This is a genomic window from Allomesorhizobium camelthorni (genome assembly GCF_011045125.1).
Taxonomy (GTDB): domain Bacteria; phylum Pseudomonadota; class Alphaproteobacteria; order Rhizobiales; family Rhizobiaceae; genus Allomesorhizobium; species Allomesorhizobium camelthorni.
The window spans coordinates 120334-135205 of the sequence record NZ_JAAKZF010000008.1 but is presented as its reverse complement, the minus strand read 5'-3'; the positions used below and the strand labels follow the sequence as shown (position 1 = coordinate 135205).

16 protein-coding genes are annotated in these 14872 nt (G+C 63.2%); 13 read left to right on the top strand and 3 right to left on the bottom strand.

Annotated features, from left to right (window positions below; translation table 11 throughout):
- The first annotated feature begins 16 nt into the window (after nt 1-16).
- The 8 genes from G6N73_RS09450 (at nt 17) to G6N73_RS09415 (ending at nt 8410) form a co-directional block, all read left to right on the top strand.
- Complete coding sequence (locus G6N73_RS09450) at nt 17-1141, top strand: ABC transporter ATP-binding protein (RefSeq protein WP_165026540.1); 1125 nt, start codon at nt 17-19, stop codon at nt 1139-1141.
- Nucleotides 1142-1176: 35 nt separating this feature from the next.
- The gene (locus G6N73_RS09445) at nt 1177-1410 is read left to right on the top strand and encodes a twin-arginine translocase TatA/TatE family subunit (RefSeq protein ID WP_008838168.1); all 234 of its coding nucleotides are present in this window, start codon (nt 1177-1179) and stop codon (nt 1408-1410) included.
- Between the two features lie 53 nt (nt 1411-1463).
- The gene (gene tatB, locus G6N73_RS09440) at nt 1464-2105 is read left to right on the top strand and encodes a Sec-independent protein translocase protein TatB (RefSeq protein ID WP_165026538.1); all 642 of its coding nucleotides are present in this window, start codon (nt 1464-1466) and stop codon (nt 2103-2105) included.
- Between the two features lie 44 nt (nt 2106-2149).
- Entirely contained in the window at nt 2150-2959 is an 810-nt protein-coding gene (gene tatC, locus G6N73_RS09435; RefSeq protein ID WP_165026720.1) for a twin-arginine translocase subunit TatC, read from the top strand.
- A 797-nt stretch (nt 2960-3756) separates the two neighbouring features.
- A complete protein-coding gene (serS, locus tag G6N73_RS09430) occupies nt 3757-5340 on the top strand; it encodes a serine--tRNA ligase (protein WP_165026536.1) in 1584 nt (527 codons plus the stop codon).
- Nucleotides 5340-6098, top strand: coding sequence for a 5'/3'-nucleotidase SurE (gene surE / locus G6N73_RS09425; protein WP_165026718.1), 759 nt, complete (start codon nt 5340-5342; stop codon nt 6096-6098). Before serS ends, surE begins: the two co-directional genes overlap by 1 nt.
- A complete protein-coding gene (locus G6N73_RS09420) occupies nt 6095-6748 on the top strand; it encodes a protein-L-isoaspartate(D-aspartate) O-methyltransferase (RefSeq protein WP_165026534.1) in 654 nt (217 codons plus the stop codon). Before surE ends, G6N73_RS09420 begins: the two co-directional genes overlap by 4 nt.
- A 126-nt stretch (nt 6749-6874) precedes the next feature.
- Nucleotides 6875-8410, top strand: coding sequence for a peptidoglycan DD-metalloendopeptidase family protein (locus G6N73_RS09415; RefSeq protein WP_165026532.1), 1536 nt, complete (start codon nt 6875-6877; stop codon nt 8408-8410).
- A gap of 88 nt (nt 8411-8498) precedes the next feature.
- Here the strand turns inward: G6N73_RS09415 and G6N73_RS09410 are convergent, their stop codons facing one another.
- The 3 genes from G6N73_RS09410 to G6N73_RS09400 are packed head-to-tail and all read right to left on the bottom strand — an operon-like array spanning nt 8499 to nt 10000.
- On the bottom strand, nt 8499-8810 hold the full coding sequence (locus G6N73_RS09410; protein WP_165026531.1) for a BrnA antitoxin family protein: 312 nt from the start codon (nt 8808-8810) through the stop codon (nt 8499-8501).
- On the bottom strand, nt 8807-9070 hold the full coding sequence (locus tag G6N73_RS09405) for a BrnT family toxin (protein WP_165026529.1): 264 nt from the start codon (nt 9068-9070) through the stop codon (nt 8807-8809). The genes G6N73_RS09410 and G6N73_RS09405 overlap by 4 nt, the downstream gene beginning before the upstream one ends.
- A gap of 54 nt (nt 9071-9124) precedes the next feature.
- Nucleotides 9125-10000 (bottom strand): ATP-binding protein, encoded by an 876-nt coding sequence (locus G6N73_RS09400; RefSeq protein ID WP_165026527.1) that lies wholly within the window; start codon nt 9998-10000, stop codon nt 9125-9127.
- Nucleotides 10001-10169: 169 nt separating this feature from the next.
- Here G6N73_RS09400 and yajC point away from each other — a divergent pair, with 169 nt between their 5' ends.
- The 5 genes from yajC to G6N73_RS09375 all read left to right on the top strand — a co-directional run bounded on the left by yajC (nt 10170) and on the right by G6N73_RS09375 (nt 14871).
- Nucleotides 10170-10505: a preprotein translocase subunit YajC gene (yajC, locus tag G6N73_RS09395; protein WP_165026524.1), complete on the top strand. Its 336-nt coding sequence runs from the start codon at nt 10170-10172 to the stop codon at nt 10503-10505.
- A gap of 54 nt (nt 10506-10559) precedes the next feature.
- A complete protein-coding gene (gene secDF, locus G6N73_RS09390) occupies nt 10560-13115 on the top strand; it encodes a protein translocase subunit SecDF (protein WP_165026522.1) in 2556 nt (851 codons plus the stop codon).
- A 5-nt stretch (nt 13116-13120) separates the two neighbouring features.
- Entirely contained in the window at nt 13121-13510 is a 390-nt protein-coding gene (locus G6N73_RS09385; protein WP_165026519.1) for an Mth938-like domain-containing protein, read from the top strand.
- A 2-nt stretch (nt 13511-13512) separates the two neighbouring features.
- Nucleotides 13513-14370 (top strand): phytoene/squalene synthase family protein, encoded by an 858-nt coding sequence (locus tag G6N73_RS09380; RefSeq protein ID WP_165026517.1) that lies wholly within the window; start codon nt 13513-13515, stop codon nt 14368-14370.
- A gap of 72 nt (nt 14371-14442) precedes the next feature.
- Nucleotides 14443-14871, top strand: coding sequence for a hypothetical protein (locus G6N73_RS09375; RefSeq protein WP_165026514.1), 429 nt, complete (start codon nt 14443-14445; stop codon nt 14869-14871).
- The last annotated feature ends 1 nt before the right edge of the window (nt 14872 follow it).

Sequence of the window (14872 nt, the reverse complement as noted above, 5' to 3'; positions counted from 1 at the left end):
TATATCTCGCGCTGAAATGCCGGGAGTCTCTCGTTTGAACGCACAGGATCTGCACCAGCACGGCCGCGTCCCCGCCGGCGTCACCTTCGCCGCGCGGCTCGCCTTCGAAAACATCAGCCATTCCTTCGGGCCTGGCGCCGATACGTTGCGCGGCGTCACGCTTTCGGCCGAACCGGGTGAGGTTCTCTGCCTGCTCGGCCCCTCGGGTTCGGGCAAGACCACGCTTCTCAGGATCGCCGCCGGCATAGAAAGCCAGACTTCCGGCCGCGTGCTCCTCAACGACCGCGAGATCGCCGGTCCGTCCGTCTTCCTGCCGCCGGAAAAGCGCTCGATCGGCCTGGTGTTCCAGGATTTCGCGCTCTTTCCGCACATGACCATCCTCGACAATGTCCGCTTCGGGCTGACCGCGCTGTCGGGCGAGGAGGCGCGCAAGGAAGCGCTGATCGCCCTGTCGCGGGTTGGGCTGGAGGATTATGCCGGCTCTTACCCGCATGTCCTGTCGGGCGGCGAGCAGCAACGCGTGGCGCTCGCCCGGGCGCTCGCGCCGCGCCCGGCGGTTCTTCTCATGGACGAGCCGTTTTCCGGACTGGATTCGCGGCTGAAGGATTCCGTCCGGGCCGAAACGCTGGCCATCCTGCGCGAAAGCCGGGCCACCGCGATCGTCGTCACCCACGATGCGGAGGAGGCGATGCGCATGGCCGACCGCATCGCGCTCCTCAGGGACGGCAGGCTGGTGCAGGCCGGCCGCGCCGAAGACCTTTATCTCAACCCCGCCAGCCTCTTCGTCGCGGGCTTTTTCTCCGAGCTCAATCTGTTCGAGGGGCGGGTAATAGGCGGCGCGGTCGAAACCTCGCTCGGTCGCGTCGACGCTACGGGCTTTTCCGAGGGCGACGATCTGACCGTCGCCGTGCGCATGACCGGCTTCGACGTTAGCGAAACCGCGGGCGACACTCAGGCGCGCATCCTCTCGCGCCGCTATCTCGGCGTCGTGGAATTGCTGGAACTTGCCGTTCCCGGCGCGGAGACGCCGGTGCGCGCGCGGGTACGCTGCGGCGCTTTGTCCGCCAGGGCGAAGGATATCTGGCTTTCGACACGGAAGTCTGACGTACTTCTGTTTGAAACACAGCGTGAAAACGCATAGATCAGTCTCAGGAAATCGTTCGAGAGAGAGTTATCATGGGTTCCTTTTCAATCTGGCACTGGCTCATCGTGCTTGTGGTGGTGCTGCTGCTGTTCGGCCGCGGCAAGATCCCCGAGCTGATGGGCGACATGGCCAAGGGCATCAAGAGCTTCAAGAAGGGCATGTCCGACGACGAAGCCGAGGGCGCAAAGACCGCCGACGGCAAGACCGTCGAGCATCGCCCCGACGAGACCGTCCAGGCGGCCAAGGAAAGAGCCAGCAAGAGCTGAGCCTTAGCGCCTCGCTTAATCTCTAATCTCTGCGCTGGTCGGATTGAGTAGCCATGTTTGATATCGGCTGGACCGAGATGCTCGTGATCGCGATCGTCATGATCGTGGTCGTCGGCCCGAAGGATTTGCCGCGCATGCTGCGCACCTTCGGCAAAACGACCGCGAAACTGCGTTCGATGGCGGGCGACTTCCAGAAGCAGTTCAACGAGGCGCTGAAGGAGGCGGAGCTCGACGAGGTCAAGAAGTCGGTGGACACGCTGCGCGGCCTCAACCCGGCGGCCGAGATCAAGAAGCAGCTGAACCCGTTCGAGAAGGCGGCGGCCGATGTGCGCGCCGGCCTCGATTCCGCGATGAAGCCTGCGCCGTCGAAAGCCGCCGAGCCCGCCGCCGGACCCACGGCAGCGGCGGCTCATGCGGCCGAACCGTTGAAGGCGGGGGCTACCAGCATTCCGGGTGTCGCCGGCCCTGAGGCCATGCCGACCTCGAAGCCGGTGTTTCCGGCAATGCCGGATCCTGTGCCCGCAGCATCCGCACCTCCTGAACCGGCCAAGGCGCCGGCAAAGCCTGCAAAGGCTGTCAAACCCGCATCGAAGCCGGCCGAGCCCAAGGCTGCGGCAAAACCCGCCCAGCCAAAACCCGCTTCGGCCAAGCCGGCGGCGGAAAAGAAGAAAAAATCCGCAGGGACCGCCTCGTGAGCGCACCGGAAGACGACGAGATCGAAAAGTCATCGGCGCCGCTGATGGACCACCTGATCGAGCTGCGCTCGCGCCTGATGTGGGCGATCGGCGGCTTTTTCATCGCCTTCCTGGTGTGCTTCTTCTTCGCCAAGGAGCTGTTCAACCTGCTCGTCATCCCGTTCAAATGGGCAGTCGAGTGGGCGGGCGTAGGCGACGGCCAGGTCGAGCTCATCTACACCGCGCCGCAGGAATTCTTCTTCACCCAGATCAAGCTGGCCATGTTCGGCGGCATGGTGCTGGCGTTTCCGCTGATTGCCGCGCAAATCTACAAATTCGTCGCGCCCGGCCTTTACAAGAACGAGCGCGGCGCTTTCCTGCCGTTCCTGATCGCTTCGCCGGTCCTGTTCCTGATTGGCGCAGCGCTGGTCTATTTCTTCTTCACGCCGATGGTGATGTGGTTCTTCCTCGCCATGCAGCAGACCGGCGGCGAGGTGCAGATTTCGCTGCTGCCCAAGGTCTCGGAATATCTCAGCCTCATCATGACGCTGATCTTCTCCTTCGGCCTGGTGTTCCAGCTTCCGGTGGTGACCACGCTGATGGCGCGCGTCGGACTGCTCACCTCGCAAGGGCTGGCCGACAAGCGCAAATGGGCGATCGTCATCGCCTTCGTCGTCGCCGCCGTGCTCACCCCGCCTGACCCGGTCAGCCAGATCGGCCTCGCCCTTCCGACCATCCTCCTCTACGAGGTCTCCATCTGGATGGCCCGGATGGTCGAGCGCAAGCGCGAGCAGGAACGCGTGGCGCGCGAGAAGAAAGAAGCGGCCGACGCCGCAAAGGAATCCGCCAGCTCCTCAACGCAGGCTGCATCGTAGGGCTGCGGCCGCCGAATGATCTTGCCCCGCGTTCACCGGGGAGGGGGACCACGTGAAGCGTGGTGGAGGGGGCACCGTGAGACCCTCAAACGTGGATAGAATTCACCTCCATTCAGCCCCGATAGCAAAAATCTCGCTTGCGGATCAATAGCATAACAGCCGGTGAGAAGATTTTCGCATCCGGATTTGTTCACACTTCCCGCCTCTCCCGCACAATCGCAGTCGTCCTTCCTGCGGGAACGCTCCGGAGTCGTTCGAAAGCGGGGAAGGATCGGCGCCTCCGTTCCATGGCCGACGAAGCCATGGAACCGGGGAGGCCCTGTCCAGTGGTTCCCCTCGGGACACTACGGTCCCGGCGTGCTGGAGGAGCACACAGGCGGGACCGGTGAAGGCGATGGTGAAGAACCATCGCCGCGACGGCGCCAAGCCCGCAAGGGCCGAAGCGTTGTCACAGCCGGCCCCGCGCAGTTGGAACGGACGGGGACAGAAATCGCCGGCGGGGCGCGGGGTTCGCGCCACGTATTTAGTTTCGGAAGGCTCGGCCAAGCGCCCCGCTTCCCGACTTATTGTAATAGCCAGGGCGGAAACGCAGCGTGGTGACGGAGAGGTGTGCTTGGGAGTTCGAACGGAGATGACACGGTTATCCCCGCTTGCGGGGCGGAAAGCGTTTTCCTGCATTTGCGAGCGGGCCGCATCCACCCAAAATGCAACCCGTCCGCAGCGCCCGTCTTGCATCGGCGAAGGATGCGGTTTACCCCCTGCACCGGCCTTCCGCCGCCGTTTCGAATGGTGACTTCATGCTCGACATCAAATGGATTCGCGAGAACCCGAAAACCCTGGTCCAGGCGCTGGTGAAGCGTTCGTGGTCAGCCGAGGAGGCTGAGGCGACCGTCGACGACCTGATCCTCAAGGATGAGGCGCGGCGCGCCCATCTCGGCGAATTGCAGGTCAAGCAGGAGCGCCGCAACGCCGCCTCGCGTGAGATCGGCAATGCCATGCGCGCCGGCGATTCCGCCCTTGCCGAACAGCTCAAGGCCGAGGTCGCCGAGATCAAGAGCTTCATCCAGAACGGCGAGGCGCGCGAGCGCGAACTCGACAAGGCGCTGAACGACGCGCTGGCGGTGATCCCGAATGTTCCCTTCGACGACGTGCCGGTCGGCGCAGACGAGCACGCCAATGTCGAGAAGCTTTCATGGGGCGCGGAGCTGATCGCCGCCCGCCAGCCGCGCATGGGGAACAAGCCGAAGGAGCATTTTGAACTAGGCGAAGCGCTCGGCCTGATGGATTTCGAGCGCGCCGCAAAGCTTTCGGGCAGCCGCTTCACGGTGCTGAAAGGCCAGCTTGCACGGCTCGAACGCGCGCTCGGCCAGTTCATGCTCGATCTGCACACGACCGAACACGGTTACATGGAAGTGCAGCCGCCGCTGATGGTGCGCGACGAGGTTTTATTCGGAACAAACCAATTGCCTAAGTTTGGTGACGATCTGTTCTGGACGTCCACGTTTGTTACAGAAAAGATTGCCTCCTTGGAGGGGGAAATTAAGTCGTGGATTCCAACTATAAAAATGATGGAAGCTAATCTGGAAAGCGCTGAAGGCATCCAGAAATCAATCAACCGCCAAATTGAATTAGGAAAAGAAGATTTTCTTTCCAGCCTCGGAGACATGGTGACAGGTCCCCGCCAGGGTGTGCGTCAAGCAAAGGAGATGCTTGCAGGAAAATTGGAGGAAATCGAAGAGATTCGACGGAAATATCCTACATTGTCACGACGATTTGGCCTCATCCCCACCGCCGAAGTCCCGCTCACCAATCTCGTCCGCGAGGAAATCACGCCGGTGGAAAAACTGCCGCTGCGCATGACGGCTCTCACGCCTTGCTTCCGCTCGGAAGCCGGCTCGGCCGGGCGCGACACGCGCGGCATGCTTCGCCAACACCAGTTCTACAAGGTCGAGCTGGTCTCGATTACCGATGCCGAATCCTCGATCGCCGAACACGAACGCATGACGGAATGCGCCGAAGAAGTGCTGAAGCGGCTGGAACTGCCGTTCCGCACAATGACGCTGTGCACCGGCGACATGGGTTTCGGCGCGCGCAAGACCTACGATATAGAAGTGTGGCTGCCCGGCCAGAACGCCTATCGCGAGATCTCGTCCTGCTCGGTCTGCGGCGATTTCCAGGCCCGCCGCATGGACGCCCGCTACAAGGCGCCCGGCGAGAAGCAGACCCGCTTCGTCCATACGCTGAACGGCTCGGGCGTCGCCGTCGGCCGCGCGCTGATCGCCGTCATGGAAAATTACCAGAACGAGGACGGCAGCGTAACCATTCCTGAAGTGCTGCGCCCCTATATGGGCGGGCTCGAAAAGATCGGACGGGCGAAATGATGCGCATCCTCCTGACCAATGACGACGGCATCCACGCCGAAGGCCTCGCGGTCCTTGAACGCATAGCGAAGACCATTTCCGACGACGTCTGGGTGGTCGCGCCGGAGACGGACCAGTCCGGCTTCGCGCACTCGCTGTCGCTGTCGGAGCCTCTCAGGATGCGCAAGATCGGCGAAAAGCACTTTGCGGTGCGCGGCACGCCGACCGATTGCGTCATCATGGCGGTGCGCAAGATCATGCCGGAGCCGCCGGACCTCATCCTCTCCGGCGTCAATTCCGGCTCGAACCTCGCCGACGACGTGACGTATTCCGGCACAGTGGCCGGCGCGATGGAGGGAACGCTGCTCGGCATCCGCTCGATGGCGGTCAGCCAGGCTTACAAGGTCGTGGAGGAGGGACGTGATACGCCGTGGGAGACGGCCGAGACGCTGGCGCCCGAACTGCTCAAGAAGCTGCTCGCGGTCGACCTGCCGGCCGGCACCTTCCTCAACATCAATTTCCCCAACTGCCCGCCCGACGAGGTCGAGGCGGTGCGCGTCACCAACCAGGGCAAGCTGGTCCACAGCCTGTGGATCGACCAGCGCGCCGACGGCCGCGGCATGCCTTACTACTGGCTGCGCTTCGGCCGAGAAGCGCCGGAACTGAGGGAAGGCGACGACCTTCACGCCGTGCTCAACAAATGCGTTTCAGTCACGCCGCTCAAGCTCGACCTGACGGCCTATGAAGTGCGCGACCAGTTGACGAAGGCCCTTGCATGAACGAGGCGATCGACGAGCGCGAAGGCTTCGCCGCCTTCCTTCTCCGGCTGCGCGGGCGCGGCATCGCGCCCAAGGACATGATCGCCGCCTTCGAGGCGACGCCGCGCCGCGGCTTCCTCTCCAACCTGCATCACGACGTCGCCTGGTCCGACCGCATGTTGCCGATCGAATGCGGCGAGGCGATCGAGGGCGCGGATCTGCAGGCGGCGGTGATCGCCGCGCTGGCGATCGAGCCGGGCAACCGGGTGCTGGAGATCGGCACCGGCTCGGGCTACACGGCGGCCGTCATGGCCAGGCTCGCCGGCCGCGTCGTCACCCTCGACCGTTACAAGACGCTGACCGAGCAGGCGCGCCAACGCTTCGAGGCGCTCGGCATCTCCAACGCGCTTCCGCGCCAGGCCGATGGCTCAAACGGGCTGCCGGGCGAGGGGCCTTTCGACCGAATCGTGGTGTGGTCCGCCTTCGACAGCCTGCCCCGCACCTTCGTCGACCAGCTATCGAGCGGCGGCATCATGATCGCGCCGATCGGCCCGGAAGAGGGCGAACAGGTGCTGGCGAGATTGACCAAGATCGGCAGCCGCTTCGAGCGCGAGGACATCGGCACGGTCAGGCTGCAGCCGATCGGGCGCGGCGTCGCCAAGGTCATCTGATCTGCTGTTGCGGCAGGATTTTCGATTTGCTGCAATTGGATGCGGATTTTATTCAAGCTTAACTGACCAGTAACATTAACGCGCTTTAATCATGCCAGTCGGTGTTGAGTTGTGCGGGTTATTGCGATGCGTTTCAGTGTTTTCGGGTCGAGCAAGCGCACTCTGGCGCGCAGTGCAGCCATCCTTCTGGTGGCGGGCATGGCGGCGGGGTGCAGCCAGCAGGTCTCGCGCTTCGGCGGTGGCGGCATCGACGACATCTTCACCGCCTCGACCCCCAACCAGCGCCAGATCATCAAGCAGGATCAGCCGTTCCCCGGCGACGTCGCGATGGCCCCGGCGCCCGCCGCAGCTCCTGTGCAGACTGGTTCGGTCACGCGCGGCAGCCTGACGCCGATCTCCTCACAGCCGCTCCCCGCGCCGGTGGCGACCGTTCCGGCTCCCTCGGCAAAGCCGGTCCGCACGGCCGCAGCGCCGGCGCCGATAGCGCCGACTGTCCAGCTCGACCAGACGCCAACCGGAACAGTCGCCAAGGCCGAACCAAAGACAAATTCCGTCATGGCGAGCCTTGAAGGCGAGCCGGAAGGCTGGTCGCGGGCCGGCGGCACGCAGATCACAGCCAAGGAAGGCGAGACGGTCTATAATCTGTCCCGCCGCTTCGGCATCCCGGCCAACGTCATCATGAAGGTGAACGGGCTGAACGACCAGAGCGGGCTGCAGGCCGGGCAGAAGGTCATCATCCCGACCTATGTCTATTCCGCCAAGGCTCCGGTTTCTGCGCCCGACAGCAACCCGAACGTCGCCGACGCCAAATCCTCGACCGGTACGAAATACGACATCCCTGCCAACAAGGTGCCGACGCCGACCGGCGCGCCGCAGGACAAGCTCGCCGTATTGCCGAATACGCCGAAGGTGAAGGAAGGCGAGACTCCGTCGCAGGTCGCCGCTTCAACCGGCGAGGCGAAGGCGTCAAGCGCGCCCGGCACCTATACGGTCGCGGCCGGCGACACGCTCTCGCGCATCGCCAGGAAGACCGGCGTCGGCGTGACGGCGCTCAAATCCGCCAATGGCCTGCAGGATGGCCTGATCCGTATCGGCCAGACGCTGACTATCCCGGCCGGTGGCGCTGTCGCGAGTGCAGCGCCGGCGCCGACCGCTGTCGATAAAACGACGACGGGAACGGCGGCCGCTGCCAAGGAAGTGGCTCAAGTCCAGCCGGCAGCCTACACGCCGCCCAGAAAGACCGAGAAGCTGATCGAGCAGGCCGACCAGGAGGCGCCCGACGCCACCGGCATCGGGCGCATGCGCTGGCCGGTGCGCGGCCGTGTCATTTCGGGCTACGGCAAGGGCGCGGGCAAGGCCAATGACGGCATCGACATCCAGGTGCCGGAAGGAACGCCGGTCAAGGCCGCCGAGAACGGCGTCGTCATCTATGCCGGCGACGGTCTCAAGGAGTTCGGCAACACCGTGCTCGTCCGTCACGAGGATGGGCTGGTGACCGTCTATGGCCACGCCAGCGAGCTGAAAGTGGCACGCGGCCAGAAAGTCAAGCGCGGCGAGGAAATCGCCCGCTCCGGCATGAGCGGCACGACGGATGCGCCGAAGCTGCACTTCGAAGTGCGCAAGAACTCGGCGCCTGTCGATCCGACGACCTTCCTGGAATAGATCGGCCCCGGCCCGCGTCTAGCCGCCCCGCAGTTCGACCCGCCCCGACAAGGCGGGTCGTTTGCTTTTCAGGGCACGATCACGAGGCTCAAATTTTCGCGCGTTTCAGCGCCTCGTTCATCCGCGACTGCCATCCGCGCCCGGTGCCGCGGAATTTTTCAATCACGTCCTGGTCAAGTCGCAATGTGATCTGCTTCTTCGGTGTCTCGACAGGCGGCCGGCCGCGCGAGCGGCGTAGTTCCTCGATCGCATTGAAGAACTCCGGCGGAAGAACTTCGCGAGCGGGCTTCATTTGAGCCAGTTCTTCATCGCTTAGTTCCGGGCTGTCGACTGAATCCCAATCCTCCCTGGTGTAGCCGCGCCCCGGTTCATACTGGTTCTTCGTCTTGGCTCTCGTCATTCGAGCACCTTCTTTTCTTTGGCTTTGGCCGGCCGGAAGCTGATGATCGAGACGGCCTCCGACCCGAGCATCGCGAAGATCACTACCGCTATGCGGTCTTCATAATGCCCAACGGCTTTCAATCGTCGCTTGCCGAAGCGGTCAGCCCTGCCGGCCAGGATTACAGCTCGATCCCAGTCGAACGCTCCGACATCGGCAAAATCCATCCTGTGTTTGTCGAGATTGGCAGTCCGCTTCCGTTCATCCCAAACGATCTTCAAGGGTAATGTAGTCCCAAAGCGGCCACGGTCAATAATGTAACTACAAAAATTTACTCAATCCCGCAGCGGCTTGCCCAATCTGCCGGCGAGATCCTGCGTGAACTGCCAGGCGACACGGCCCGAGCGGCTGCCGCGGGTCGTCGCCCATTCCAGCGCCTCGGCACGCAACTGTTCGGGATCGATCTCCAGTCCGTGATAGCGGACATAGCCGTCGATCATGTCGAGATAGTCGTCCTGCGAGCATTTGTGGAAGCCGAGCCACAGGCCGAACCGATCGGACAGCGAGACCTTCTCCTCGACCGCTTCGGACGGATTGATCGCCGTCGAACGCTCATTGTCGATCATGTCGCGCGGCAGGAGATGCCGCCGGTTCGACGTAGCGTAGAAGATGACATTGGCCGGTCGCCCTTCAACGCCGCCCTCGAGCGCGGCCTTCAGCGATTTGTACGATGTGTCGTCATGGTCGAACGACAGGTCGTCGCAGAACAGGATGAAACGGAACGGCGAGTTTTTCAGGATCGCCATCAGCTTCGGCAGCGTGTCGATGTCTTCGCGATGGATCTCGATCAGCTTCAGCGGCTCGGCATCCTTGCGCCCTGCGTTGATCGCGGCATGCACCGATTTTACGAGCGAGGATTTTCCCATGCCGCGCGCGCCCCACAAAAGCACGTTGTTGGCGGGGAAGCCGGCCGCGAAGCGCTCGGTATTGTCCAGAAGTATGTCGCGGACGCGGTCGACGCCGCGGATCAGCCCGATGTCGACGCGGTTCACCCGATGCACGGGCTCAAGCAGGCCAGGATCGGCGGCCCAGACGAAGCAGTCGGCCGTGGACAGGTCGGTCGGCGTCACATTACCAGGCGCCAGACGTGTCACCGCCTCGATCAGGAGGTCGAGCTTGGCGGCCAGGGTTTCGAGCGACTTGTCGTTCATTTGGCGATCCGCGGTCCGGCTAATCATGATGGCAACGCTCTAACACGCTGAATCCTGCCGGAAAAGCCGCGTATTGAGCCGCATGCGCGGTTGCAAAGCGGGCTCCAGCGACTATATTCCCGCCAACTTTGGCGGGACCGTTTTCGGCCTTCATATTTCAGGAGTTTTCATGTTCGTGACACCGGCATACGCCCAGGGCATCGGCGCAACCCCCGATGTTTTCATCAGCATCCTGCCTTTCGTCCTGATCTTCGTGATCATGTATTTCCTGATCATCCGGCCGCAGCGGCAGCAGTTGAAGAAGCGCGGCGAGATGCTGGCGGCGATCCGGCGCGGCGACACGGTCGTCACCGGCGGCGGCCTCGTCGGCAAGGTCACCAAGGTGATCGACGACAGCGAACTCGAGGTTGATCTCGGCGGCATGAAGGTCACCGCGCTGCGGGCGACCATCTCAGATGTACGCGTCAAGGGCGAGCCTGTGGCCAATCAGAACGCCAAGAAATAACCGCATTAAAAGCGGAAACAATGCGTGACTGAACGCCTGAACTGACGAGGCACAATGCTCTATTTTTCGCGCTGGAAGACGGTTTCGATCTGGGCGGTCGTCCTCCTTGGGCTGATCTTCGCTGCGCCGAACCTGTTCTCGCAATCGACGCTCGATGCGCTTCCCGATTGGATGCCCAAGCGCTCGATGACGCTCGGCCTCGATTTGCAGGGCGGTTCGCACATCCTGCTCGCCATCGACCGGCAGGATCTTATCAATGAGCGCCTGCAGTCGGCGCGCGACGATATCCGCACCCTGCTGCGCGACGCCAGGATCGGCTATACCGGGCTGTCCGGCTCCGGCAGGACTATCCAGGTTCGTATCCGTGAGGCCAACGAGGTCGAGAAGGCTAAGGAAGCGCTGAACGCCCTGGTCCAACCTGTTGCCGCCAATCTGTTCGGCACCGGTTCGATCACCGAAATGTCTCTCGAAGAGCCGGAACCCGGCCTTCTGCGCTACACGCTGACCGACGAGGGTATCGATTACCGCGTCGGAACGGCGGTGATCCAGTCCATCGAAGTCGTCGGTCGCCGCGTCAACGAACTCGGCACGACCGAGCCGATCATCCAGCGCCAGGGCGTCGACCGCATTCTCGTCCAGGTTCCGGGCCTGCAGGATCCGCAGCGGCTGAAGGACATTCTCGGCCAAACCGCCAAGCTGACCTTCCAGATGGTCGACCAGACCGTGCCTGTACAGGAGGCGATCGAGGGCCGCCCGCCGGCCGGCTCGTCGGTGCTCTATTCGCAGGACGATCCGCCGGTTCCGTATCTGATCGAAAACCGCGTCATCGTTTCGGGCGAGAACCTCGTCGATGCGCAGGCGACCTTCGACCAGCGCACCAACGAAGCCGTCGTTTCCTTCCGCTTCGACTCCAAGGGCGCCTCACGCTTTGGCCAGGCGACGCAGCAGAATGTCGGCAAGCTGTTCGCCATCATTCTCGACAACCAGGTCATCTCGGCGCCGCAGATCCGCGAACCCATCCTCGGCGGAACCGGCCAGATTTCCGGCAATTTCACCGTCGAAAGCGCCAATGACCTGGCAGTGCTTTTGCGCGCCGGCGCGCTTCCGGCCGATCTGACCATCGTCGAGGAACGCACTGTCGGTCCAAGCCTCGGAGCCGATTCGATCGCAGCCGGCGAGATCGCAGCCATGATCGGTGGCGCGCTCGTGCTCATTTTCATGGTCGTTGCCTATGGCAGCCTCGGCATAATCGCCAACCTGGCGCTCATCGCCAATATCGCGATGATCATTGCTCTCCTGTCCGTGCTCGGCGCGACGCTGACTATGCCGGGCATTGCCGGCATTATCCTGACCATGGGCATGGCGGTCGATTCGAACGTCATCATCTATGAGCGCGTCAAGGAAGAGAGACGCGCGGGAAGGTCGCTCGTGCAGTCGCTCGACGCCGGCTTCTCGCGAGCGCTCGCCACCGTGGTCGACGCCAACGTCACCACCTTCATCGCCGCCGTCATCCTGTTCTATCTCGGTTCAGGCCCGGTCCGCGGCTTTGCCGTGACGCTCGCCATCGGCATCGTCACCACCGTGTTCACCGCCTTCACCTTCACGCGCTGGATGATCGCGCTTTGGTTGCGCCGCGCGCGGCCGACGCAGATTCCGGAAGGTTTCATAAAGCTGGTGCCGGACAACACCAGCATTCCGTTCATGTCGATGCGCAAATACGCGTTCACGCTGTCGGCCATTCTGTCCATCGGCACCGCGGTTCTGTTCATGACCAAGGACATGAATTACGGCGTCGACTTCCTCGGCGGCTCGCTGATCGAGGTGCAGGCAAAAGCGCCGGCGGCCGATGCTGGCGATGTGCGCGCACGGCTCGGTGAACTCAATCTCGGCGACGTCCAGGTCCAGGAATTCGGCTCGCAGCGCGAATTGCTCATCAAGATCGAGTCGCAGGGTGGCGGCGACAATGCCGAACAATCCGCTTTGCAGAAGGCGCGAATGGCGCTTGAAGATGACTACGATATCCGCCGTGTGGAGGTGGTGGGGCCGACGGTCTCCAGCGAACTCGCTTGGGCCGGCACGATGGGCGTGCTCGCCTCGCTTGTCGCCATGCTGGTCTACATCTGGATACGCTTCGAGTGGCAGTTCGGCCTCGGCGCCGTGATCGCGACGGTGCATGACGTCATCGCCATGGTCGGCCTATATGTCGTGGCCGGGATCGAGTTCAATCTGACCAGCATCGCGGCCATCCTCACCATCGTCGGCTATTCGATCAATGACACCGTGGTCGTTTATGACCGCGTCCGCGAGAATCTCCGCAAATACAAGAAAATGCCGATCCCGGAGTTGCTCGACCTTTCGATGAACCAGACGCTGTCGCGAACGGTGCTGACCGGCCTGACGACGCTGCTGGCGCTGTTTGCGCTTTATATATTCGGCGGCGAGGTCATCGCGTCCTTCACCTTTGCAATGATCTTCGGCATCCTGTTCGGCACTTATTCGTCCGTGTTCGTCGCCGGTCCGCTGCTGATCCTGTTCAAGCTGCGCCCCGGCATGATGGACACGGAAAGCAAGGCCCCGGTTCCGACGACGGCGCAGCCGTCGAAACCCTGACCGGCATGGCTGCGGGCATCGTCGTTCGCGAGGCGCATTTTCCGGGGCGGGCGCCGGTCGAAGCCTATGGCAATGGCGGCTTCCGCTTTGCCGATATGTCGCATCGCGGCTCGATCCTGTGCCTGCCGTCCGGCGTCTATGCCTGGGAGCCTGCCAACCCTCTGGACCTGAAGCCCTCGGACTTCGCCCGGCTCCTCGCCGAGGCGGAGGCGGTCGAGATCCTGCTGGTCGGCACCGGCAAGGACATCCGGCGTCTGCCGGCGCCGCTCAGGGACGTTCTCAAGGAGAACAATATCTCGGCTGACGCGATGTCCACCGGAGCGGCGGTCAGAACCTACAATGTGCTTCTGGCCGAAGATCGCGCCGTCGCGGCGGCCCTGATCGCTGTCGACTGAAAATGGCCGGCAATGGCGAGATCGTCATACAGGCTGTGCGCACGGCCGACCGCGATCGCTATCTTTCCGCGCTGTACGCACCGGCCGATAAGCGCGACGCGCTTCTTTCGCTCTACGCCTTCAATGCCGAGATCGTAGGGGTGCGCGACCGGATCCATGAAGCGCTGCCGGGCGAGATAAGGCTGCAATGGTGGCGCGACGTGATCGCCGCCGGCAACCCGGCAACGGGACATCCGCTCGCTGACGCGCTGGTTGAAACAATCGTGAAGCATGCGTTGCCCTTGGCCGCCTTCGAAAATTACCTCGATGCGCGGATTTTCGATCTCTACGACGACCCGATGCCGTCGCGAACCGATCTCGAGGGCTATTGCGGCGAGACGGCAGGCGCGATCATCCAGCTTTCGGCCATGATACTCGACCCACGCGCCGCGCCGGAATGTGCGCAACTGGCGGGCAGGGCAGGGTGTGCCCAGGCCATTGCCGGGCTCCTCATGATGCTGCCGATCCACCGCGGGCGCGGCCAGTGCTTCGTGCCGCGCGACATTCTCGCCGCTGCCGGCTCGTCGCCGGAAGAATTCATTGCCGGCGATGGCGGTGCAGGCGCGCGAAGCGCAGTCGCGGCCATGATCGCGTTGGCAAACGAGCATCTCAACGCCTTCGACCAGGAAGCATCCAAGCTGCCGCAGGCATTGCGTCCGGCCTATTTGCCGCTTGCGTTGACCGGCGCATATCTCAAACTTCTGAGCCGGCCGGACTTCGATCCGCTGCGTCAGATCGCCGAACTCTCCGCATGGCGCAGGCAATGGCTGCTGTTGCGACGTGCGTGGCGCGGATGGCCGGCGCGGTCCTCCTTGACGTAAACGTCAATCGTGCTACGCCTTGCCTTGTTCGGTTACCGAAAAGGTATTCCGGGCGGGAGGAGAATGCGGCCGATGAGCCTGCCCGTACTCGTCGCGATCGTCGCCGTCGGGATCTCCCTGGCGGTGGCCGCCGTGCATTTCACCGGCGGCAGCAGGCGGGCCAGCATTTCCAGTGAAGACGAGGCGCTGCAGCGCTTCCTGCTCGACTTTCCGGCGGAGAAGGCCGCGGCGGTGCGGCTGACGTCCGACGGGAAGGCGGCGTTCATCTCGCTCCACGGGTCCGGCACGGGGATAGTCGGCGTGATCGGCGACAAATTCCTGACGCGGATCGTCTCGTCGCGGGACATCAAGAGGCTGACGCTGGCCGGTAACAAAGTCTCGATCCGCTTCCGCGACTTCACCTGGCCGGGCGGCGAGTTTGTTTTCGCGGAGCCCTCGGCGGCGCGAGAAGTCGCCGAAGCGCTTGATCCATCCCTCAATTCCGCAACCGGCAAGGCCTGAG